Genomic DNA, 21,749 nt, shown 5'->3' on the forward strand with positions numbered 1-21,749 from the left:
CGCCCGTTTCGCCTTCTCGCTCTTGTCCCACAGCGCATCGGGCTTTGCCTTGTGCTTCGCTTGATCGGCGTATCTCGGGTCGCGCTGCCGGTAGCCGTTGTCGCACACCCAGGCGGGGATGTTTCGGCTATCCAGTCCAGCGAGATTCTTCTCGGAGTGGTAGCCCGCGTCGGCGCAGATCGCCGTGTGCTGTTCTCGCTGCGTGAGGATTGCGTCGACCACGGGTAACAGCAGTTCCTGTTCCGACCCGGTGCCGTGCGCCTGGGCATCGACCACGATCTGGTGGGCGGCATCGACGGCTGCCACGCCGGTATAGCCTTGGACCACGCCCTTGGCGGTGGCCATCTTGGCCGAATCGTTGTCGGTGCGATTCGACAGGCGCACCGCACCCTTGGCGCCGCGTCGCTCGTCCGGGTTGAGCGCGAGCCAGTCACGGATCTTCGCGGCCTCGTGGCTCAGACGTTCGCGGGTGCGCAGCGCGCGGGCTACGTCGTCTTCGCAAGGTGCGGCGTCGCGCGCCTTCTGCTCGCTGATCATGCGCTGCACGGCCGCTTCCATCTTCGCTGCTTCACGTTCGAAATCGGCACGCGTACCACTCTTCGCTTTGGACGCATTCGATGGCAGCTTCACGCCGTCGATGGCGAAGAGCTCGCGCCCGATCAGCCCCTGGCGGTCGCACACCAGCAGGACCTCGGTGAAGAGCGTCTGCGCTTCATCGCCCAGACTACTGATGAAGTGCGCGACGGTGGTGAAGTGCGGTGCGCTGTCGCCGGAGACGGCCATGAACAGCACGTTGGTGCGGCAGGCACTGGCGATGGAGCGGGAGCTGATCAGCCCGCGCGAGTACCCGAGCAGCACGATCTTGAGCAGCACCGCAGGATCGAAGGCCGGAGCGCCGCCTGCGTCGTTGGTGTAGCGGGCTCGGAGTGTGGAGAGATCGAGTTCGTTGTCGACCAGGTGGCAGAGCGCGAACTCGAAGGTACCGGGCAGCACCTGCTGTGCGAAATCGACCGGAATCAACTTCAGGCCGTAGTCGGGTGTCTTGAATCGCGGCATCGCGGGGCTCCGGAGAGGCGATGCGGAATCATAACAACGGCATGTGAACGGGTGAGGGTGGGAAGGGGTTTTTCTACAGCCTCAACGTAAAGCTAACCGGCGCTGCGCGGCTCTATCGCGCAGCGTCCAGCGACCGAAGGGAGCGAGGTTGAGCGCCATGTTAGCCGTGCGCCTCCCTCAAAGAAAAGATGGTGTTGTCCCTTGATGCCGCGAGACTGTCGAGTACTTCGTCAGAGGACCACAGGCCCCCGAAATCATCATCAAGGACCGCTGGAGCCAAGTCCTTCATAAGATGGGTCGCCAACTCCAATGCGACACGAGCACATGCGCCGTACCTTGATTCAATCAGAACTGCGCAGGTCGGATTGCCACCAAGTGCATTCTGTATCTTGTGCAATTCTTCTTCGGAAGTCTCGGCGACCCAATCGTCGTAGGCTCGAAGGAACACACTTTCCTGCCCTGGAATGCCGTGCTTCGCGGCGACCTCTTCAGTCTGTGAAACCGAGGCACCTCTAAAGTAAATGGCAACCGCGTCCATCAGATTTAGTGGCTAACGTGATGTATACATCATGACTGCGTGATATATCAGAACGCTGCGTGATATTCCAGCGGACCGTGCAACTCATTTGGCATTGAAATCATCGCGTTATCCTCTATGCTGTGTTTACGTACAGTATGGGGGCTGCGGTGTTACACGAACACGTGCGTGAAGGGGTTCCGGGGCCGCGCTTGCTGGACCAGGTGCGGGAGAGGATACGGTACCGGCACTACAGTCTGCGCACCGAGCGGGCATATGTGCATTGGGTGCGCGGTTTCGTACGCTTTCATGGGCTTCGGCATCCGCGCGAGATGGGGGCTGCAGAGGTGGAAGCCTTTCTGCAGTGGTTGGCGAGCGACCGCAGCGTCGCGCCGTCCACGCACAATCAGGCGTTGTCGGCGCTGCTGTTTCTCTATCGCGAGGTGCTGGGTGTTCAGTTGCCCTGGCTCAACGAAATAGGCCGGCCAAAGGTGCGTGAGCGGGTGCCGGTTGTGCTGTCTCAGTCGGAGGTACAGCGTTTGCTCGCCGTGTGCGGAGGCATCGAGGGTGAGGTGCTCCATATGCTGTACGGGACCGGCATGCGTCTGATGGAAGCGCTGCGTCTGCGGGTCAAGGATATCGATTTCGAACGCGGCGACATCACGGTCCGTGAAGGTAAGGGCGGCAAGGACCGTCGCGTCATGTTGCCGCAGTCCCTGCGCGCACAGCTTTCCGCGCGACTGGTGCAGACGCGGGCGCTCTGGCGGGATGATCGGGTCAGCGGTCGAGGTGGCGTGCATCTGCCGGATGCGCTGGAGCGCAAGTATCCGCGAGCGGCGATGTCCTGGGGCTGGTTCTGGGTGTGGCCGTCGGAGCGGATGTCAGTTGATCCGCAGACAGGCGTGGTGCGCCGCCACCATCTTTTCGAGCAGCGCATGCAGCGCGCGCTGCGGCGTGCGGCGCAGACCGTGGGCCTCGTGAAGCCGGTCACTGTGCACACGCTTCGCCATTCCTTCGCGACGCACCTGCTCGAGTCCGGCCACGACATCCGCACCATCCAGGAATTGCTCGGTCACGCGGACGTGAGCACCACGATGATCTACACCCATGTGCTGAATCGCGGGACGCATGGGGTGCGCTCACCGCTGGACAGACTGCAGTCGATGTAGACGCGCGCAGCCGTTTGGGCAGAGAGGTCCGGCAGGCGAGGCCGAACTGCGGACCGCCCGCCGATGACCCGATGTCAGCCGCCCAGCTTCTTCTTCAGCAGCTCGTTCACCTGCGCCGGGCTGGCCTTGCCTCGGCTGGCTTTCATCACCTGGCCGACCAGGGCGTTGAAGGCCTTTTCCTTGCCGGCGCGGTATTCCTCGACCGACTTCGGGTTGGCGGCCAGCACTTCGTCGATGATGGGTTCGATGGCCGAGGCGTCGGTCACCTGCTTCAGGCCCTGCGCGTCGATGATGGCGTCGGCATCCGGGCCTTCGCCGTTCCACAGCGCGTCGAACACCTTCTTGCCGATGCTGTTCGAGATCGTGTTGTCGGCGATGCGGGCGACCAGGCCGGCGAGCTGGGCCGGGCTGACCGGGCTTTGCTCGATGTCGCGCTCTTCGCGGTTCAGGCGTGCGGCCAGTTCGCCCATGACCCAGTTGGCGAGCGGTTTAGCCAACTGAGTGGCCTGCGCAGCGCCGGCGATGGCGAGCGCGTCGGTGAAGTACTGGGCGGTTTCGCGGCTGGCGGTGATGCCGGCGGCGTCGTAGGCGGACAGGCCGTAGTCCGATTGCAGGCGCGCGGCCAGCGCGGCCGGCAGTTCGGGCATGGCGCGGCGCACTTCGTCTACCCACTCGGCGGCGATTACCAGCGGCGGCAGGTCGGGGTCGGGGAAGTAACGGTAGTCGTGCGCGTCTTCCTTGCTGCGCATCATGCGGGTTTCACCGCTGTCCGGGTCGAACAGCACGGTGGCCTGCTGGATCTTGTGGCCGTCCTCGATCTGTTCGATCTGCCAGTTGATCTCGTAGTCGATCGCCTGCTGCAGGAAGCGGAAGCTGTTCAGGTTCTTGATTTCGCGGCGGGTGCCCAGCGGCTCACCCGGGCGACGCACGCTCACGTTGGCGTCGCAGCGGAAGCTGCCTTCCTGCATGTTGCCGTCGCAGATGTCGACCCAGCGCACCAGCGCATGCAGCGCGCGCGCGTAGGCCACCGCTTCGGCGCTCGACGACATGTCCGGCTCGCTGACGATTTCCAGCAGCGGCGTGCCGGCGCGGTTCAGGTCTATACCCGACATGCCATGAAAATCCTCGTGCAGGCTCTTGCCGGCGTCTTCTTCGAGGTGGGCACGGGTGAGCCGTACCACTTTCTCGTACGCCTTGTCACCTTCGCCCACGCGTATCGTCAGCGTGCCGCCCTGCACCACCGGCAGTTCGTACTGGCTGATCTGGTAGCCCTTCGGCAGGTCGGGGTAGAAGTAATTCTTGCGCGCGAACACCGAGCGCGGAGCGACGGTGGCGCCGATGGCCAGGCCGAAGCGGATGGCGCGCTCGACGGCGGCGCGATTCATCACCGGCAGCACGCCAGGCAGCGCCAGGTCGACCGGGCTAGCCTGCGCGTTGGGCGCGGCGCCGAAGGCGGTCGAGCTGCCGGAGAAGATTTTCGAGGCCGTGTTCAGCTGGGTATGTGTTTCCAGACCGATCACGACTTCCCAGTTCGCTCTGCTCATGGTGCTTTCTCTCTGTGCTTTACCGGCAGTTGCCGGTCCTGCGGCTCACCAGCGTGGGCCACAGGTAATCGTGTGCGCCGGGCGTGCAGTGCGCGGCGCAGTTGCGGTAGGACACGGTCACTTCGTCCTTCTGTTCCCACATGCTGATGGTGCAGGCACCGGCGACCAGCGTGGGCGTGTGATCGAAACTCGTCTGCCGGAAAGCCGACAGATCGAAGCTGCAGCGACCCTTGCTGCCCATGTTCACGTCGGACGCGAAGCGTTCGACCTTCGAATTCTTCACCTCCAGCTGCAGTCGGCCCTCGGTGCCGATGTCGTCGCGGTAGCTGCAGTCGGCCTTCGCCTGCAGTGGCCGCGCGGGAATCGGCAGCGGCTTGGTGCTCTTGATCGGCGGCTTCGGACGCGCCGCTTCCGGCGTCTGTGCCGGCGGCAGCGGTCGCTGTTGCGCCGGCGGCTGTTGCAGGGGGGCGCACGCGGCAAGGAGTGCGAGCGCCGCGATCAGCGGCAGCGCGAAACGAAGGGTCAAAGCAGTTCGTCCCGCTTCTTGCGCAGACCGTCCGGCATCTTCAGCGAGGTCTTGTCCCAGCCCTCGATGTCGAGCACGCGGTCGAGCGCCTCTTCGAGCAGCGCGTGTGCGCGGAAAACGGCGTCGGCGATGGTGCGATGGCTGTCGGCCATGTCAGGCATTTCGCTCATGCAGTTCATCTGGTACTGGTGCAGGGTGCGCAGCTCCATCATCTGCGCGGCCAGCTGGGCCGGGCAGGCGCACATGTAGATGCCGGCTTGGTCGAGTATCAGTTGCAGCTGCGTGCTGCTGTAGCGAAATGTCTGCATCGTGTCAGTTCTCCGGTGTGCGCAGGTGCCAGTCGGTCGCCTGCTGGAACTGGTGGGCGGCGCCCAGCATGCGCGCCTCGTCGAACCAGCGGCCGACGATCTGCAAGCCGACCGGCAGGCCGTCGGCGCCGAAGCCGGCGGGAATGCTCATGCCCGGCAGGCCGGCCAGATTGATCGACGTCGTGTAGATGTCGCCCAGGTACATGGCCAGCGGGTCTTCGTCGTTCTGGCCGATGCGGTACGCGGTGTTCGGCGTCGTCGGCCCCATGATGAGGTCGCACTGCGCAAAGGCCGCTTCGTAATCTTCGGCGATCAGCCGGCGAACCTTCTGCGCCTGCAGGTAGTAGGCGTCGTAGTAGCCGTGCGACAGCACGTAGGTGCCGATCAGGATGCGCCGCTTCACCTCGGCGCCGAAACCCTGGGCGCGCGTCTTTGCGTACATGTCGTCGAGGTTGCCGTACTCGGGGGCGCGGTAGCCGTAGCGCACGCCGTCGAAGCGGCTGAGGTTGGAGCTGGCTTCCGCCGGCGCGATGACGTAGTAGGCCGGCACCGCCATGCCCGAGCGCGGCAGGCTCACCTCGACGGTGACCGCGCCCAGCGTGCGGAAGGTGGCGAGCGCGGCATCGACCGCGGCGCGCACGTCGGCCGACATGCCGTCGCCGAAGAATTCCTTCGGCACGCCGATGCGCAGGCCGGCCAGCGGCTGCGCCAGCACGCGGGTGTAGTCCTCGGCCGGGCGCTGCAGGCTGGTCGAGTCGCGTTCGTCGAAGCCAGCGAAGGCGTTCAGCAGCAGCGCGCAGTCTTCGGCGGTGCGTGCCATCGGCCCGCCCTGGTCGAGGCTGGAGGCGTAAGCGATCATGCCCCAGCGCGACACAATGCCGTAGGTGGGCTTGATGCCGCTGATGCCGCAGAAGGCTGCCGGCTGGCGGATCGAACCGCCGGTGTCGGTGCCGCTGGCGGCCGGCGCCAGGCCGGCGGCGATGGCCGCAGCCGATCCGCCGCTGGAGCCGCCCGGCACGTGCTCAGTGTTCCACGGGTTGCGCACCGCGCCGTAGTAACTGGATTCGTTGGTCGAGCCCATCGCGAACTCGTCCATGTTCGTGCGGCCCAGCGTGACCAGGCCGGCGGCACGCGAGCGTTCGATCAGGCCGGCGTCGTAGGGCGCGGCGAAGCTTTCCAGCATCTTCGAGCCGCAGCGGGCGTGCCAGCCGGTCTGGCAGAAGATGTCCTTGTGCGCGATCGGCACGCCGGTCAGCAGGCCTGCCCGACCTTCGGCGCGCAGCGCGTCGGCGGCGCGGGCTTCGGTCAGGGTCTGTTCGTCGTTCAGTTCGACATAGGCGTTCAGCGTCGCATTGGCGCCGCGGATGCGCGCCAGGTAGTCCTGCGCCAGCTCGACGGCCGACGCTTCGCCTGCCGCCAGCTTCGCGGCCAGCGACTTCACGGTTTCGGGGGCGCTCATACGATCACTCATTCGATGACTTTGGGCACGAGATACAGGCCGTCCTCGACCGCCGGGGCGACCGCCTGGTAGGCGGCACGGCGGTCGCTTTCGGTCACGCGGTCCTCGCGCAGGCGCAGCACCAGATCGGTGGCGTGCGCCATCGGCTCGACGCCGGTGGTGTCGATGGCCTGCAGCTGCTCGATCAGGCCGAGCATGGAATTGAGGTGGCTGCGCGTGTGTTCGAGTTCCGCGTCGGGCAGTTCGATACGCGCCAGCTTCGCAATGTGGCGGACTTCTTGGTCGGTCAGGGACATGGAATGCAGATCCGGGCTGTCAGGTGCCGGGGCACCCGCAGGCAAAGATGTTTCGGTTCAAGGAGCTTATGCACTGTTGGGTTATCATTATGAACCATTCAGGCTGCCCGCCCGGCAGCTGGCCCGAACGTCCGGCCGCCACCCGCGGCCCGGGTCCGACGAAAGCTGCCGCCGGGTCGCCCGCCGCAACACCGCTGCTGACCACACCCGACCCGATTCCTGTTCCGGCCGCTGAGCGGCCGCTTTCATATAAGACCATCCATGTTCGGTTTCCTGCGTTCCTATTTTTCCAATGATCTGGCCATCGACCTTGGCACCGCCAACACGCTGATTTACGTGCGTGGTCAGGGCATCGTGCTGGACGAGCCTTCGGTTGTCGCCATCCGTACCGAAGGCGGCCCCAACGCCAAGAAGACCATCCAGGCCGTGGGTCTGCAGGCCAAGCTGATGCTCGGCAAGACGCCGGGCAACATCACTGCCATTCGCCCAATGAAGGACGGCGTGATCGCCGACTTCACGGTGACCGAGCAGATGCTCAAGCAGTTCATCAAGAAGGTGCACGACTCGCGGCTGTTCTCGCCGTCGCCCCGGATAATCATCTGCGTGCCTTGCGGCTCCACCCAGGTCGAACGCCGCGCCATCCGTGAATCGGCGCTCGGCGCGGGCGCCAGCCAGGTGTACCTGATCGAGGAACCGATGGCCGCGGCCATCGGCGCCGGTCTGCCGGTGTCGGAAGCGACCGGCTCGATGGTGGTCGATATCGGCGGCGGCACCACCGAAGTCGGCGTGATCTCGCTCGGCGGCATGGTGTACGCCGGCAGCGTGCGCGTCGGCGGCGACAAGTTCGACGAAGCCATCATCAATTACATCCGCCGCAACTACGGCATGCTGATCGGCGAAACGACCGCCGAGGCGATCAAGAAGGAAATCGGCTCCGCCTTCCCCGGCTCCGAGGTGAAGGAGATGGAAGTGAAGGGCCGCAACCTGGCCGAGGGCATCCCGCGCAGCTTCACCATTTCGTCGAACGAAATCCTCGAAGCGCTGACCGAGCCGCTGAACCAGATCGTGTCGGCGGTGAAGAGCGCACTCGAACAGACCCCGCCGGAACTGGGCGCCGACATCGCCGAGCGCGGCATGGTGCTGACCGGCGGCGGCGCGCTGCTGCGCGACCTCTACCGTCTGCTGATGGAAGAGACCGGCCTGCCGGTGGTGGTGGCCGACGACCCGCTCACCTGCGTGGTGCGCGGCTCCGGCACCGCGCTGGAGAAGCTGGACCAGCTCGGCAGCATCTTCGCCAACGAGTGATCCAGCCCGTGACGTCCCGCCTGCTCACGCCCGCTTCGCCGCCGGCGCGGCGGGACGCCCGCCGCGCGGTGTGCGCGGCACCTTCGTGACGGTTTCCTGATTCATGGCTTCACCGGTCGCCGGACATTCCCCACCGCCGTTCTTCCGGCGCGGCCCGGCGCCGCTCGTGCGCCTCGTACTGCTGGCCAGCGCCTCGCTGACGCTGATCGTGGTCGACTACCGGCTGCATTACCTCGAACTGGTGCGCCAGGCGCTGTCGGTGGTCACCACGCCGCTGCAGGTCGCCGCCGGCATGCCGGTGGCTGGCGTCCGTTCGGCCGGTGAGTACTTCGCCGACCTCGCACGGTTGCAGGCGGAAAACGCGCAGCTCAGGCGCGAACACACCGAACTGGCGACGATACGGCTGCGCCAGGAACAGCTGGACCAGGAAAACACCCGCCTGCGCGCGCTGCTCGACATGCGCGAGCGGGTGAAGGTCGATGCGCGCGTGGCCGAGGTGATCTACGCGGTGCGCGACCCGTTCTCGCGCCGCGTCGTCGTCGACAAGGGCCTCACCCACGGCATCGAGCCGGGCAGCCCGGTGGTGGACGACGTCGGCGTGATCGGCCAGGTCACCCGCGTCTATCCGCTCAACGCCGAAGTCACCCTCATTTCCGACAAGGACCAGGCGCTGCCGGTGCAGGTTGCCCGCACGGGCGTGCGCGCCGTCATGTTCGGCGCCGGCAGCGGCACGCTGGAACTGCGCTACCTGGCGGCCGACGTCGATCTGCGTGAGGGCGACCGCATCGTCACCTCCGGCCTCGACGGCGTGTTCGTGCCCGGTCTGCCGGTGGCGCGCGTGAAGTCGGTCGACCGCGATGGCGAAGGCGGCTTCGTGCGCATCCTCTGTGTGCCGATCGCCGGCGTCGAGGCGCATTCGGCCGTGCTCATCATGGCCCCCGGCAAGCCGGTGCAGCCCGACAGCGTGCTGCCGGCCGACGCGGCGCCGCAGGAGGCGAAGAAATGAACCAGCCCTCCTTCAGTTCGCGCCGCATCCTGCGTCCGGTCCGTCCGTGGTTCATCTGGCTGTCGCTGCTGGTGGCGCTGGTGGTGAACCTGATGCCGCTCGGCCGCGCCTTCTGGCTGCCCGACTGGGTGGCGCTGGTGCTGTGTTTCTGGTGCGTGCGCGAGCCGCTGCGCGTCGGCATGGGCAGCGCCTTCGTGATGGGTGTCGTGATGGACGTCGGCTACGGCAGCCTGATGGGTCAGCACGCCCTGGCCTACGTGCTGCTCGCCTACGCGGCGACCACCTTCTCCCGCCGCATCCTGTGGTTCGGCCCGCTGCGCCAGTCGCTGCACGTGCTGCCGATGCTGGTCGGCGCCCAGTGCGTGATGCTGCTGGTGCGGCTGGCCGGCGACGCCGAGTTTCCCGGGCTCGAATACTTCGCCGGTGCGCTGATCGCGACGCTGCTGTGGCATCCGATCAGCTTCGTGCTGCTGCTGCCGCAGTACCGGCCGGAGAACAAGGATGAAAACCGGCCCATATGAGTGCCCCCACGCTCACTTCGTTTGCTCGGGAGGGCCGGCTTTGCACAGCCGGTCCGTTCGCCCGGCACGACGCGTGACTGACAAGGGTCCTTCCTGCGCATGACCGACCTGAACAGCCCGGAACTGCAGCTCGTCCGCTTCCGCCGCCGCGTGTACTTCGCCGGCGCGCTGGTGCTGGTGTGCTTCGCGCTGCTGTTCTCGCGCTTCTTCTGGTTGCAGGTGGTCCGGCACGACTACTACGCCACCCGCGCCGAGGACAACCGCATCGCGCTGCTGCCGGTCACGCCCAATCGCGGCCTCATCATCGACCGCAACGGCGAGGTGCTGGCGCGCAACTACTCGGCCTACACGCTGGAAATACAGCCCTCGCGCGTGGCCGATCTCGAAACGACGATAGACGAACTGGCGCAGCTGGTGAATATCGAGGCGCGCGACCGCAAGCGTTTCCGCAAGCTGATGGACGAGTCGCGCAACTTCGATTCGCTGCCGATACGCACCCGGCTGACCGACGAGGAGGTGGCGCGCTTCATCGCCCAGCGCTACCGCTTCCCCGGCGTCGAGGTGCGGGCGCGGCTGTTCCGCCAGTACCCGAACACCGAACTGGCGTCGCACGTGCTCGGCTACATGGGCCGCATCAACCGGCGCGACGCCGAGCGCATCGACGAGGCGGGCGTGGCCGACAACTACCGCGGTACCGACCACATCGGCAAGAGCGGGCTGGAACTGTCGTACGAGAACGACCTGCACGGCGTCACCGGCTTCGAACAGGTCGAGGTGACCGCCGCCGGTCGTGCGGTGCGCGTGCTGTCGCGCACGCCGCCGCAGAACGGCAGCAACCTGCGGCTGACGCTGGACGCCGGCCTGCAGCGCGTGGTCGAACAGGCCTTCGGCGAGCGGCGCGGCGCGCTGGTGGCGATCGAGCCGTCGTCCGGCGGCGTGCTGGCGCTGGTGAGCAAGCCCACCTTCGATCCCAACCTGTTCGTCGATGGCATCGACAGCGCCAACTGGGAGGCGCTGAACACCTCGGCCGACCACCCGCTGCTGAACCGCGCCATCTATTCGGCCTACCCGCCGGGCTCGACCTTCAAGCCCTTCATGGCGCTCGGCGCGCTGACCGCCGGCAAGCGCACGCCGCAGTTCGCCATCGCCGACCCCGGCCACTTCGACTTCGGTGGCCACCGCTTCCGCGACGACAAGGTGGGCGGTCATGGCTCGGTCGACATGCACAAGTCCATTGTCGTGTCGTGCAACACCTATTACTACCGTCTGGCTGCCGATTGGGGCATAGACGGCATCGCCGGCTTCATGGCGCAGATGGGGCTGGGCAGCCGTACTGGCATCGACATCGAGGGCGAGGCGACCGGCGTGCTGCCGTCGCCGGAGTGGAAGAAGAAGCGCTTCAAGAAGCCGGAGCAGCAGAAGTGGTATGCCGGCGAAACGATTTCGGTGGGCATCGGTCAGGGCTACAACGCCTATACGATGCTGCAGCTGGCGCACGCGGTGTCGATACTGGCGGCCGACGGCGTCGTGTACAAGCCGCATCTGGTGAAGCAGGTCGAGAACGTGCGCACCGGTGCGGTGCGGCAGATCGAGCCGCAGCCGACGCGGCGGGTGAATCTGAAGCCGGAGCACATCGCCGTGATCAAGCAGGCGATGGAAGACGTGAACAAGGCGGGCACCGGCGCCCGTGCCTTCGCCGGCGCGCCCTATGTCGCCGCCGGCAAGACCGGTACCGCGCAGGCCTTCTCGCTGCGCGGCGCGCAGTATCGCGGCGGCAAGCTGGCGGAAAAGCTGCGCGACCACGCGCTGTTCATCGCCTACGCGCCGGCCGACGATCCGAAGATCGCGCTCGCCGTCATCGTCGAGAACGCCGGTTTCGGTGCACAGTCGGCGGCGCCGATCGCGCGCCAGGTGTTCGATTACTACCTGCTGGGCAACAAGCCGGCAGGCCCCGCACCGGAGGATGCCGATGCAACTGACAGCGAGTAGATGGTCGGCGCTGCGTGAGCGCATCTTCGGCCTGCTGTCGGCGCTCGATCCGCCGCTGCTGGCGATCACCTTCGTGCTGCTGTCGCTGGCGACGCTGGTCATGGCCAGCGCCACCGCCGACTTCTCCTTCCGCTTCGACGCCCATCTGGTCAATCTGGCGGTCGCCCTCGGCGTCATGCTGGTGGTGGCGCAGATTCCGCCGCTGCGCCTGATGCAGCTGGCGCTGCCCTTCTACGTCGTCGGCGTCGTGCTGCTGATCGGCGTCGAACTGTTCGGCGAGACGTCGAAGGGCGCGCAGCGCTGGCTCAACATCGGCTTCACCCGGATACAGCCGTCGGAAATGCTGAAGATTTCGGTGCCGCTGATGCTGGCCTGGTACTTCCACCGGCACGAGGCGCAGTTGAGGCTGCGCGACTTCCTGGTGGCGCTGGTCATCCTGCTGATACCGGTCGGCCTGATCTTCCACCAGCCGGATCTCGGCACCGCCATCCTGGTGCTGGCGGCCGGCGTATTCGTCATCTTCTTCGCCGGCCTGTCGTGGAAGCTCATCATCCCGGTGCTCGCGATCGGCGTCGTCGGCATCGCCACGCTGGCGGTCGAGGGCGACGCGATGTGCGCCGAAGGCGTCGAGTGGCCCGGCTTCAAGGCTTACCAGCGGCAGCGCGTGTGCACCCTGCTCGATCCGACGTCGGACCCGCGCGGCAGCGGCTTCCACATCATCCAGTCCAGCATCGCCATCGGCTCCGGCGGCGTGTTCGGCAAGGGCTGGAAGGAGGGCACGCAGACCCACCTCGAATTCGTGCCCGAACGCCACACCGACTTCATCTTCGCCGTGATGGCCGAGGAGTTCGGCCTGCTGGGTGCGGTGGTGCTGCTGCTCATCTATATGGCGATGATAGGGCGCGGCCTGATGATCGCCGCCCGCTCGCCACTGCTGTTCGGTCGCCTGCTGGCCGGCGCGATTTCGCTGTCCTGCTTCACCTATGCCTTCGTGAACATGGGCATGGTGACCGGCGTGCTGCCAGTGGTCGGCGTGCCCTTGCCCTTCGTGAGCTACGGCGGCACCGCGCTGGTGACGCTGTGCATCGGTCTCGGGCTGCTGATGTCGATCGAGGCGCACCGGCGCCGGCGGCGGGAGCGCTGATCGTGCACATCCGTGGCCTGCTCGCGCTGCTGTCGATCGCCGCCGTGCTCGCCGGCTGTGCCGGCGCGCCGCCGGTGACCGAGGTCGAGCCGGACCCGGCGCCGGTCGTGCGCGCTCCGCCGGGCGAACCGGCGAAACCGGCTCCGCCGGTGACGAAGCGCGGCGGCGGCTATTACCTGGACGACGGCCCGGGCGACAACGCGCCGGACGCCGCCACGCTGGCCGCCATCCCCGACGCCGTGCCGCGCGACGAACCCTTGCACCGCTTCGCCAACCGGCCGTACAGCGCGCTCGGCATGCAGTTCGTGCCGATGACCGAGGCGAAACCTTTCCGCCAGCGCGGCCGCGGTTCCTGGTACGGCCGCAAGTTCCACGGCCAGAAGACCTCCAGCGGCGAGGTCTACGATATGTACGCGATGACCGCCGCGCACGCGACGCTGCCGATTCCGAGCTACGCCCGCGTCACTCACCTGGCCAGTGGCCGCTCGGTCGTCGTGCGGGTGAATGACCGCGGTCCGTTCAAGCCGGGCCGGGTGATCGACCTGTCGTGGACCGCCGCGGCCAAGCTCGGCTATGTGAACGACGGCAGTGCCGAGGTCGAGGTCGAGGCCGTGTTCGCCGAAGGCAGCCCGGGCGATCTGCTGGCGCGTCGCGCCGCCGGACGGCCGGAAGTGCAGCGCACGCCGCCGGTCGAGCGTGCCGCCGCCGATGCGGACGTGATTGCCGCACTGTCGGCCGAAGCCGCGCCAGCGGCGGCCGACACCGGTCACTGGCTGCAGCTGGGCGCCTTTGCCGGCCTCGACAACGCGCAGGCGCTGAGCCGGCGTGTCGTCGACGGGCTGGCCGAACTGGCCGACCGGGTGCGGGTGAACAGTGACGGCAGCCGCCACCGGGTGCAGGCCGGGCCCTTCGCCAGCCGCGAAGCGGCCGAATCGGCCGCCCGCCTGCTGCGCGACCGGCTGGGTCTGGACGCGCTGCTCATCGCGCGCTGAGCGCGCACACCCCGGTCCACTGCGTCTGCGCCGGCCACTGGCCGCGCGCACTGGCGCGTCCGTCCTTGATCACCACCCAGCCCTGCTGACCGTAGTGCGGCAACGCCCGCCGGGCGCCGGTCAGCGCGTCGGCATCGCGTGCGGCGACCAATGCCAGCGTACCGCCAGCCGCGCTGCGCACGGCCCAGGCCACGACATCGCCGTCGCGCGGGCGGGCCGGCAGGCCGTGCCGCGCCAGCCAGCGGTCGAGGTCGGCGCTGCGGCCGATCACCATGCGGGCAGTGCGCCCGGGTACGACGTCGGCGGCGAGCCGCGGCGGCGGCGTGTCCAGCCAGTCGCCAACCAGTGCGTCGGCCGCTGCACTGACGCGCGCGTCGCCGCCGTCGAGCACGGTCAGCGCCAGCGTGCCGTCCAGCGTCGCTTCGCGCAGGATGGGCGGCGCCTCGCCGGGGCGCAGCCGGCGCGCGGTGCGGAAGTCCGGGTCGATCGCCAGTTCGGCGCAGCCCTTCAGCGGCAGCGTGAAGGACTGCTGCGGCCGGTCGACCGTCAGCGTTTCGATGCGCAGCGCGCCGCTGTCCGGGTCGCGCAGGTGCAGCGGCAGGCCGGGCGGATAGGGCGGCGCCGGCTGCGCCAGCGTCAGCGTCACGCTGTCGGTGCCGGGTCTGACCCCGTCCAGTCGCGGTTCGGCCAGACCGCGGCCCTCTACCCATTCGGCGAAGAAGCGGCGCAGGTCGCGGCCGGACGCCTGCTCGAAAGCGATGCGCAGATCGTCCCAGCCGGCGCGGCGGTGACGATGGGTGGACCAGAAGGTGCGCAGCGCGCGGTCGAAGGATGCCGTACCCAGCGTGTCGCGCAGCATCAGGAACACCAGGGCCGCCTTGTGATAGCCGATGGCTTGCGACGCGTCGTGCGTGCGGCCGCCGAAGTCGGCCAGGCTGTCGTGCGCAGCCGGCGCCAGCGCCGACAGGCCGCGCAGCCAGTCCAGGCGCAGCGTGCGCGCCGCATCGTCGCCCTGCGCTTCGCGCTGTGCGTAGTCGGCGACGAAAGTGGTCAGGCCTTCCGACCAGTTGCCGCTGTCCGGCGCCAGATGCACGCCATTGCCCCACCAGTTGTGCGCGATTTCGTGCGGCAGCGAGGTGTGGCGGATGAAGGGCAGGCGCAGCACGTCGATGCCGAGGTAGGTCAGGCCGGCCATGCCGAAGCCGGTCGGCGTCGGCGATGAGGCGATGCTGAAGCGGCTGTACGGGTAGTCGCCGAAGCGCGCCTCGAACTGCGTCAGTGCCTGCGCCGCAGCGTCGAGATAGCCCTCGGCTTCAGCCGCCAGCTCTGGGTGGAACAGCGTGACCAGCGTCAGTGTGCGGCCGTCGCGGGCGCGCAGCGCGCGCGTCGTCTGCTGCCACGGGCCGGCCATCAGGTCGGCGCCCTCGCCGTCCTGGCGCGCTTCGAAGCGCTGGCTGCGGCGGCCGTCGCGCACCGTGTCCTGCGTCAGGTCGCCCGGCGCCAGCGCGCGTTGCGTGGCGGGCAGGTCCACGTTGAGCGCGTAGCGGTGCAGCAGCGGGCCGGCGCTGTCATGCGGCAGCGGATACCAGGCGCCGCCGGCCGGCAGGAAGCTGCCTGCCTCGCCGATCTGTGGCGCGAAGGCAGTCAGCGTGTCGCGATGGCGGGCGGCGCTGTCCGGCGCCTGGGCGCGGATCTGCCAGCGCAGTTCGAGCTGGCGGTCGCGCGGGGCGGCAGCGAGCTCGATGCGCCACTGCCCGCCGTCGCGCGCGGCGCTCAGCGGGCGGCCGTCGAGCTGCATCGACTCTATGCGATGGGCGCCGTCCATGCGCAGCGCCACCGTTTCGCCGGCCGGCAGCACGATGCGGGCGGCGGCGTCCAGCGTGCCGCTGGCCGGCGCCAGCCGGGCGGTGATCGCATACTGCGGTGCGGCCAGCGCGCTGCCGCAGCACAGTGTGCAGGCGACGCCCAGCCGGTGCAGCGCGCGCATCAGCGCAGTCTGTCCTGCACCGTCGGCACGATGCCGAACACGGCGTCGGCGACGCCGGCGACCAGATCGTTGCAGTCGGCGTCGCTGTCCCACGGCAGCAGGCTGCCGACGTCGGCCACGCCGAGTGCGCGCAGCTGGTGTTCAACGCCGTGACCGTGGATGACGTGGCCGCTGCCCATCAGGCCGACCACCAGCGCCTGCGGGTGTTCGCGCGCCGCCGCCACCAGCGCCTCGGCCATCGCGCGGTCCCACAGCAGCTGGCCCTGCATGAAGCGCACGAACGCCTCGTTCGACGCCGCCTGCGCCTGCGGCATGTGATCGCTCCAGATCTGCTTGAGCCAGTTGCGGTAGTTGTCCGGAGCCTCGGCCGGATCACCGACGCCTTCGCGCCGGGCGGGCGGTACGCCGGCCAGACCCCGCTTCGACACCTCGCGCACCACCTGGCGTTCGATGTTCAGCGCGCGCATCGGCAGCCGGTGCTCGCGCGCGAAGCGGAAGATGCCCACGTACAGCGACGGCGGCACGCCCCAGGTGCGCGTCCAGCCGGTGCGCTCGAACAATGCCGTCTCGTCGAGGTCGCCACGCACCCAGGCGTCGAGCACCGGCTGGGCGTTGCGCGGCAGCATTTCCAGGCCGATCACCATCTGCGGGCGCCGCGCGTGCAGCGCGCGCAGCGTGTCGAGCTGCCAGTCATGGTGAGCGGCGACGTCGTGCGTTTCGCCGAGCAGCAGCACGCTCTGTGCGCTGGCGCGGGCGAGCACGCTGCCGGCGTCGAGTTCACCCTTGCCCGGAGCGATCCAGCGGCCCGGCGGGACGCACTGGGCGGCAAGGGCGGGCTGCAGGAAGGCCACAAGAATGAGGCCGAAGCGGAGCAGGCGTGTCATCGTGGTCGACGAGGGTTAAGGGCTGGGCGGTGGACGTCGCGCCGCGTCCATCGTTCCTTGTGCCGATAGGTCGCGGTGCCGGAAGGACGCTAAGATGCGCCGACTATTCACTGCCGCAGCATATCGTGTCTGCATCTCCGCGCGCCTCGTTGCACCCGCTCCGCTACGTCGCCAGCGCGGCCGCCTGTGCACTGGCGACCCAGGTCGATCCGCTGCTCGGCCTGTCCGACGGCCAGCCGCCGGTTCTGCAGATCGGCCTCGGCGTTGCCTTCGCCGTGGTACTGCTGTTCGGCCTCGCCCACGCGCTGCCGGTCATGCTGGTGACGCTGGCGCAGGGCGTGCTGGCCGGGCAGACGCCTCTGGCCGCGACGCTGAATGCGGCACTGATCGGCGTCCTGGTCTGCGTCGGCACGCAGGTGCTGCGCACCTTCCCGCTGCAGCCCTACCCGCGCATGCGCGCCGACCATTACGCCTGGTTCATCGGCGTTGCGCTGCTGCTGGCCATCGCCCGTGGCGCCAGCGACGCCTGGACGTCGGGCGCCCCCTTCTATCTGTCGGACTGGACGCTGCACGCGGCCGCCCACTTCGCCGGAACGCTGCTGGTGGTGCAGCTGGTCGCCGGCTGGATCGGCCGCCTGCAGCTGCAGCGGCTGATGGCCGACCTGCTGACCGTGCTGCCCTGGCTGCTGCTGACGCTGGGCGTGACGGCCGCCCTCTTCCTGCGCGTGCTCGATGGTCCCGAGCCCTACATGCTGGTGCTGCCGGCGGTTTTGGTGTGGTCGGCGATCCGCCTCAAGGTGCGCTGGATGAGCCTGTTGCTGGTGCTGATGAACGCGGTCGCGCTGTACGGCACGCAGACCGGACTCGGCCCCTTCGGCAGCGAGACGCCGCTGCGCGCGCTTCTGCTGCTGCAGGCCTTCGTCATCACGATGTCGATCGCGCCCTATTCGCTGTCGATCACGCTGAACGAGCGCGCCGCCGCGTCGCGTCGCGCGCGTACCCGTGAGGCGCAGCTGCTCGACCTGTTCGACGGCTCGATCCAGGGCATCCTGATCCATCGCCAGTTCCAGCCGCTGTACGCCAACCGGCGCGCGGCCGAACTGCTCGGCTTCCAGTCGGTGGCCGACCTGATGGGACAGCACTCGCTGGCCGACATGGTGGTGGCGGACGACCTGCCGGTCATTTCCAGCGACAGCAACCGCCGCCTGCTCGCCTCCGGCCGTGTGCTGCCGATGCAGCTCGACGTCGTGCGCATCGACGGCCAGCGGCGCACGCTGGATTCGGTCATCCGCCAGGTCAGCTGGGACGGCGCCCAGGCCATCCAGGCCACCTTCATCGACGTGACCGACGACCTGCGTGCGCGGCGCGAACAGCGCGCACGGCTCGAACGGCAGGACGGCCAGCTCGCGGCCATCATGCGCCTCAGCGTCGATCATGCACTGTCGGCCGGTGACGACGCTGCGCTCGCGACGCTGACCGAGGTGGTTGCCGACGCGCTGTCGGTGAGCCGCGCCGGCGTGTGGCGGCTGGACGTCGACACCGGCCGGCTGCGCTGCATGGACCTGTACGACCGCCGCCGGATCGACGTTGATCGCGGCCATGTCTCCGGCGCCGTGCTGGCGGCGTCCGCCTTCCCCGACTATTTCGCCGCGTTGCGCAGCGGACGCACCATCGCTGCCGCCGATGCGCGCCGCGATCCGCAGGTGCACGAATTCACCGGCGGTTACCTCGACGCCGAGGGCGTCAGCGCCATGCTCGACGCGCCGGTCTTTCTCGACGGCCGGTTGGCTGGCGTCGTCTGTCTCGAACATACCGGCGACGTGCGCGAGTGGGCGCACGACGAACAGCGCTTCGCCGGCGAGGTGGCGACCTTGCTCGGCCGCTTCCTGGTCGCGCGCGAGCGGCACCGGGCGCAGGCGGAGCAGGTCAGGCTGTCGGCCATCCTCGACGCGACGCCGGACTACGTGTCCACAGTAGACACCGATCTGCGCATCACCTACCTGAACCTGTCCGCGCGGCGCACCGTCGGCCTGACCGGCTCTGGCCTGCCCGACAAACTGCTGGTGGGCGATCTCTACCCGCCGGATGCCTACCGTCACTACCTCAAGGTCGAGCTGCCGGCGGTCATGAAGGACGGCATCTGGGTCGGCGAGACACGGCTGCGAAAGCACGGTGGCGGCAGCGTGCCGATGTCGGCGGTACGCGTCGCCCACCGCGGCGCCGATGGCCGGGTGCAGTTCATTTCCAGCGTGCTGCGCGACATCAGCGACATCAAGCGCAACGAACAGGCACTGCGCGTGGCCAACGAAACGCTGGAACAGCGGGTGAGCGAACGCACCGCGGAACTTGCGCAGGCCAACGAGCGACTGAAGGATCTCGACCGGCTGAAATCGATGTTCATTGCTTCGATGTCGCACGAACTGCGCACCCCGCTCAATTCCATCATCGGCTTCACCGGTGTGGTGCTGGCCGGCATGGCGGGCGAGCTGAACACGCGCCAGCACGACCAGCTCACCCGGGTCTATGGCTCGGCCAGGCACCTGCTGGCGCTGATTACCGACGTGATCGACATATCGAAGATCGAAGCCGGCTTCATCGACGTGTTCGAGGAGCGCTTCGAGGTCGAGGCGGTGATCGACGAGGCGGTGCAGTCGGTGACGCCGGCCGCGCGCGAGAAGAAGCTGGACATCGAGGTGCGCGTGCCACCGGGCATCCTGGTCCAGGCGGACCGCCGCCGGCTGCTCCAATGCATACTGAATTTCGTGAGCAACGCGGTAAAGTACACCGTCGAAGGAACCATCACTGTGGAGGCGAGCGTGCGTGGCAGCTGGCTCGACATCAGCGTCGAGGATACGGGCATCGGCATGGACGATACCGGGCTGGCCCGTCTTTTCCAGCCCTTCGAACGCATCGATTCCCACCTGCGCGTGAAGACGCCCGGTACCGGGCTCGGTCTCTACCTGACGCGCAAGATCGCCACCGAACTGCTGTCCGGCAGCGTCGACGTGCAGAGCACGCCGGGCGTGGGCAGCCGCTTCACGCTGCACTTGCCGCGCGAGGGCTCGGGCCGTGCGACGGAGGGCAGCCGTCCGTGAAGACCGCGCTGGTGATCGAGGACAACGAGAACAACCTCGAACTGATCACATTCATCCTGCACGCCGGAGGGTACGGTACGCGCTGCGCGATGACCGGGCTGGAGGGGGTTGCCGAGGCGCTGCGCGAGCGCCCGGATTTCATCCTGCTCGACATCCAGCTGCCGGACATCGACGGTATCGAGGTCGCCCGCCGCATCCGCGCGGCCGAGGGCTGGCCGCCGATTCCGATGATCGCCATCACCTCGTTCGCGATGGCCGGTGACCGCGAGCGCGTGCTGGCCGCCGGCTGCAACGGCTACATCGAAAAACCCATCGACCCGCTGCGGGTGATGAAACAGATCGAAGACGTACTGGCCCGAGCCTGATGGACATCCTGATCGCCGAAGACGACGAGAACTCTCGCCTGATGCTCAGCGCCGCGCTGGAATCGCGCGGCCATGCCGTGCGCACCGCGGCCGACGGGCGCGCCGCGCTCGAACTGGCCAAGGCGCAGCCGCCCGACCTCATCGTGTCCGACATCCTGATGCCGGAACTCGACGGCTACGGCCTGTGCCGCGCGGTGCGTGCTCACCCGCAGCTGGCCGCCATCCCGTTCGCCTTCTACACCGCCACCTTCACCGACCGCCGCGACGAGGAACTGGCCTACCGGCTGGGCGCCGACCGCTTCCTGGTCAAGCCCTGCGAGATCGGCGCCCTGATCGCCGAGCTGGAGGGGCTGGGCAGCCGTGGCCCGCAGCGACCGGTGGTCGGCGACGCCGACGCGCTGTACGCCGAGCGACTGCGCGACAAGCTGGACAAGAAGATCAACGAGCTCGAAGCCGAACGCACGCGGCTGCGCGATTTCGCCGAGGCGGCGGCCGACTGGTTCTGGGAAACCGACGCCGAGCGCACCATTGTGTACACGTCGGACGGCGCCTGGCCGCTGCGCGGCCTGTCGCTGAACGCGTTGTTCGCGATGCGCCGGCCCGGCCCGCAGCGGCACGACGACATCGCGCTGCTGACGCAGGAATTCCGTCCCTTCCGCGACATCGTGATCGACTGGCGACAGCAGGACGGCGGCGTGCGCATCATGGCGCTGTCCGGCCGTCCGTGGCGCGATGCGGCGGGCCAGATCGGCGGCTACCGCGGCAGCGCCCGCGACGTCAGCCGCCAGGTCAAGGCGGAAGAGGATCTGCGCGCGCTCAATCACGAGCTGGACGAGCGCGTGCGCAGCCGCACCTCCAGCCTGAAGGCCGCGTTCGAGGAACTGGAAAGCTTCAGCTACTCGGTGTCGCACGATCTGCGCGGCCCGCTGCGCGCCATTCACGGCTTCGCCAGCGTGCTGGAGTCGGAAATGACACGGCCAGACGTGAGCGGCCTGGGCAAGGCGAGTTTCGACGCGCTGTCGCGCATCCTGCGCGCCGCGTTGCGGATGGAGCATCTGGTCGACGACCTGCTCGAACTGTCGCGCGTGACGCGGATGCCGCTGCAGCGCCAGCCGGTCGACCTCAGCGCGCTGGCGCAGGAGATCGCCGACACGCTGCACGCCAGCGACCCGCGGCGCGACTGCGCCATCGTCATCCAGCCCGGCATGCTGGTGGCTGGCGACGTCGGCCTGCTGCGGATCGCACTCGACAACCTGCTGCGCAACGCGTGGAAGTTCTCGTCGCCGGTGCCGCACGGGAGCATCGAGGTCGGCGCCGAAGGCCGCGGTCAGCAGGCGGTGATCTACATACGCGACAACGGCGTCGGCTTCGACATGGCGCACGCCGACAAGCTGTTCAATCCCTTCATCCGGCTGCATCGCGAGGGTGAGTTCGAAGGCACCGGCATCGGCCTGGCGCTGGTCCAGCGCATCATCCGCCGCCACAACGGCCGCGTCTGGGCGCGGGCCGAGCCCGGCAAGGGCGCCACCTTCTGTTTCACGCTGGGCGAGAGCGACGCCGAACTGCCACCGATCGCCGCCTGAGGT

19 protein-coding genes are annotated in these 21,749 nt (G+C 68.2%); 10 read left to right on the forward strand and 9 right to left on the reverse strand.

Going from position 1 to position 21,749, the window contains the following annotated elements; all coding sequences use genetic code 11:
* Both WDZ97_RS15970 and WDZ97_RS15975 read right to left on the reverse strand, forming a co-directional pair.
* Positions 1-1,056 (reverse strand): transposase (locus WDZ97_RS15970; protein WP_425763394.1); only part of this gene is annotated, 1,056 nt, incomplete at its 3' end.
* Between the two features lie 160 nt (positions 1,057-1,216).
* Complete coding sequence (locus WDZ97_RS15975) at positions 1,217-1,594, reverse strand: hypothetical protein (protein ID WP_425763395.1); 378 nt, start codon at positions 1,592-1,594, stop codon at positions 1,217-1,219.
* A 137-nt stretch (positions 1,595-1,731) separates the two neighbouring features.
* On the opposite strand from WDZ97_RS15975, the gene WDZ97_RS15980 reads away from it, so the two are divergent.
* A complete protein-coding gene (locus WDZ97_RS15980) occupies positions 1,732-2,742 on the forward strand; it encodes an integron integrase (RefSeq protein WP_425763396.1) in 1,011 nt (336 codons plus the stop codon).
* Between the two features lie 74 nt (positions 2,743-2,816).
* Here the strand turns inward: WDZ97_RS15980 and gatB are convergent, their stop codons facing one another.
* From gatB to gatC, 5 genes are read right to left on the reverse strand one after another with little or no spacing between them, the layout of a single operon-like run.
* A complete protein-coding gene (gene gatB, locus WDZ97_RS15985) occupies positions 2,817-4,286 on the reverse strand; it encodes an Asp-tRNA(Asn)/Glu-tRNA(Gln) amidotransferase subunit GatB (RefSeq protein ID WP_425763397.1) in 1,470 nt (489 codons plus the stop codon).
* Positions 4,287-4,305: 19 nt separating this feature from the next.
* A complete protein-coding gene (locus WDZ97_RS15990; RefSeq protein ID WP_425763398.1) occupies positions 4,306-4,812 on the reverse strand; it encodes a hypothetical protein in 507 nt (168 codons plus the stop codon).
* Positions 4,809-5,120: a hypothetical protein gene (locus tag WDZ97_RS15995; RefSeq protein WP_020162874.1), complete on the reverse strand. Its 312-nt coding sequence runs from the start codon at positions 5,118-5,120 to the stop codon at positions 4,809-4,811. The genes WDZ97_RS15990 and WDZ97_RS15995 overlap by 4 nt, the downstream gene beginning before the upstream one ends.
* Before the next feature lie 4 nt (positions 5,121-5,124).
* On the reverse strand, positions 5,125-6,579 hold the full coding sequence (gene gatA, locus WDZ97_RS16000) for an Asp-tRNA(Asn)/Glu-tRNA(Gln) amidotransferase subunit GatA (RefSeq protein WP_425763399.1): 1,455 nt from the start codon (positions 6,577-6,579) through the stop codon (positions 5,125-5,127).
* Between the two features lie 8 nt (positions 6,580-6,587).
* Positions 6,588-6,875 carry an Asp-tRNA(Asn)/Glu-tRNA(Gln) amidotransferase subunit GatC gene (gene gatC, locus WDZ97_RS16005; RefSeq protein WP_425763400.1) on the reverse strand — a complete coding sequence of 96 codons (288 nt, stop codon included), beginning with the start codon at positions 6,873-6,875 and terminating at the stop codon, positions 6,588-6,590.
* A gap of 261 nt (positions 6,876-7,136) precedes the next feature.
* Here gatC and WDZ97_RS16010 point away from each other — a divergent pair, with 261 nt between their 5' ends.
* The 6 genes from WDZ97_RS16010 (at position 7,137) to WDZ97_RS16035 (ending at position 13,832) form a co-directional block, all read left to right on the forward strand.
* The gene (locus WDZ97_RS16010) at positions 7,137-8,180 is read left to right on the forward strand and encodes a rod shape-determining protein (protein ID WP_425763401.1); all 1,044 of its coding nucleotides are present in this window, start codon (positions 7,137-7,139) and stop codon (positions 8,178-8,180) included.
* 103 nt (positions 8,181-8,283) lie between these two features.
* Positions 8,284-9,186, forward strand: coding sequence for a rod shape-determining protein MreC (gene mreC, locus WDZ97_RS16015; RefSeq protein WP_425763402.1), 903 nt, complete (start codon positions 8,284-8,286; stop codon positions 9,184-9,186).
* On the forward strand, positions 9,183-9,707 hold the full coding sequence (gene mreD, locus WDZ97_RS16020; protein WP_425763403.1) for a rod shape-determining protein MreD: 525 nt from the start codon (positions 9,183-9,185) through the stop codon (positions 9,705-9,707). Before mreC ends, mreD begins: the two co-directional genes overlap by 4 nt.
* A gap of 99 nt (positions 9,708-9,806) precedes the next feature.
* A complete protein-coding gene (mrdA, locus tag WDZ97_RS16025; protein ID WP_425763404.1) occupies positions 9,807-11,696 on the forward strand; it encodes a penicillin-binding protein 2 in 1,890 nt (629 codons plus the stop codon).
* Entirely contained in the window at positions 11,677-12,840 is a 1,164-nt protein-coding gene (gene rodA / locus WDZ97_RS16030; protein ID WP_029143896.1) for a rod shape-determining protein RodA, read from the forward strand. Before mrdA ends, rodA begins: the two co-directional genes overlap by 20 nt.
* Before the next feature lie 2 nt (positions 12,841-12,842).
* Positions 12,843-13,832, forward strand: a complete 990-nt coding sequence (locus tag WDZ97_RS16035; RefSeq protein ID WP_425763405.1) for a septal ring lytic transglycosylase RlpA family protein — start codon at positions 12,843-12,845, stop codon at positions 13,830-13,832.
* Here WDZ97_RS16035 and WDZ97_RS16040 read toward each other — a convergent pair.
* Positions 13,819-15,819 carry a M1 family metallopeptidase gene (locus WDZ97_RS16040; RefSeq protein WP_425763406.1) on the reverse strand — a complete coding sequence of 667 codons (2,001 nt, stop codon included), beginning with the start codon at positions 15,817-15,819 and terminating at the stop codon, positions 13,819-13,821. The genes WDZ97_RS16035 and WDZ97_RS16040 overlap by 14 nt on opposite strands.
* The gene (locus WDZ97_RS16045; RefSeq protein WP_425763407.1) at positions 15,819-16,703 is read right to left on the reverse strand and encodes a ChaN family lipoprotein; all 885 of its coding nucleotides are present in this window, start codon (positions 16,701-16,703) and stop codon (positions 15,819-15,821) included. Before WDZ97_RS16045 ends, WDZ97_RS16040 begins: the two co-directional genes overlap by 1 nt.
* Before the next feature lie 125 nt (positions 16,704-16,828).
* On the opposite strand from WDZ97_RS16045, the gene WDZ97_RS16050 reads away from it, so the two are divergent.
* The 3 genes from WDZ97_RS16050 to WDZ97_RS16060 are packed head-to-tail and all read left to right on the forward strand — an operon-like array spanning position 16,829 to position 21,746.
* Positions 16,829-19,798: an ATP-binding protein gene (locus tag WDZ97_RS16050; protein WP_425763408.1), complete on the forward strand. Its 2,970-nt coding sequence runs from the start codon at positions 16,829-16,831 to the stop codon at positions 19,796-19,798.
* Positions 19,795-20,163, forward strand: a complete 369-nt coding sequence (locus WDZ97_RS16055) for a response regulator (protein ID WP_020162885.1) — start codon at positions 19,795-19,797, stop codon at positions 20,161-20,163. Before WDZ97_RS16050 ends, WDZ97_RS16055 begins: the two co-directional genes overlap by 4 nt.
* The gene (locus tag WDZ97_RS16060) at positions 20,163-21,746 is read left to right on the forward strand and encodes a sensor histidine kinase (RefSeq protein ID WP_425763409.1); all 1,584 of its coding nucleotides are present in this window, start codon (positions 20,163-20,165) and stop codon (positions 21,744-21,746) included. Before WDZ97_RS16055 ends, WDZ97_RS16060 begins: the two co-directional genes overlap by 1 nt.
* Positions 21,747-21,749: the final 3 nt, after the last annotated feature.

The organism is Methyloversatilis sp. MC4-4 (genome assembly GCF_049843555.1).
In the GTDB taxonomy this organism is placed as follows: domain Bacteria; phylum Pseudomonadota; class Gammaproteobacteria; order Burkholderiales; family Rhodocyclaceae; genus Methyloversatilis; species Methyloversatilis discipulorum_B.

Coding starts and splice junctions, on each gene's coding strand:
- mreC (WP_425763402.1), top strand. CDS start 8,284: ATGGCTTCACCGGTCGCCGGACATTCCCCACCGCCGTTCTTCCGGCGC.
- mreD (WP_425763403.1), top strand. CDS start 9,183: ATGAACCAGCCCTCCTTCAGTTCGCGCCGCATCCTGCGTCCGGTCCGT.
- WDZ97_RS16040 (WP_425763406.1), bottom strand. CDS start 15,819: ATGCGCGCGCTGCACCGGCTGGGCGTCGCCTGCACACTGTGCTGCGGC.
- WDZ97_RS16010 (WP_425763401.1), top strand. CDS start 7,137: ATGTTCGGTTTCCTGCGTTCCTATTTTTCCAATGATCTGGCCATCGAC.
- WDZ97_RS15995 (WP_020162874.1), bottom strand. CDS start 5,120: ATGCAGACATTTCGCTACAGCAGCACGCAGCTGCAACTGATACTCGAC.
- WDZ97_RS15980 (WP_425763396.1), top strand. CDS start 1,732: ATGGGGGCTGCGGTGTTACACGAACACGTGCGTGAAGGGGTTCCGGGG.
- gatB (WP_425763397.1), bottom strand. CDS start 4,286: ATGAGCAGAGCGAACTGGGAAGTCGTGATCGGTCTGGAAACACATACC.
- mrdA (WP_425763404.1), top strand. CDS start 9,807: ATGACCGACCTGAACAGCCCGGAACTGCAGCTCGTCCGCTTCCGCCGC.
- gatA (WP_425763399.1), bottom strand. CDS start 6,579: ATGAGCGCCCCCGAAACCGTGAAGTCGCTGGCCGCGAAGCTGGCGGCA.
- WDZ97_RS15975 (WP_425763395.1), bottom strand. CDS start 1,594: ATGGACGCGGTTGCCATTTACTTTAGAGGTGCCTCGGTTTCACAGACT.
- gatC (WP_425763400.1), bottom strand. CDS start 6,875: ATGTCCCTGACCGACCAAGAAGTCCGCCACATTGCGAAGCTGGCGCGT.
- WDZ97_RS16045 (WP_425763407.1), bottom strand. CDS start 16,703: ATGACACGCCTGCTCCGCTTCGGCCTCATTCTTGTGGCCTTCCTGCAG.
- WDZ97_RS16060 (WP_425763409.1), top strand. CDS start 20,163: ATGGACATCCTGATCGCCGAAGACGACGAGAACTCTCGCCTGATGCTC.
- rodA (WP_029143896.1), top strand. CDS start 11,677: ATGCAACTGACAGCGAGTAGATGGTCGGCGCTGCGTGAGCGCATCTTC.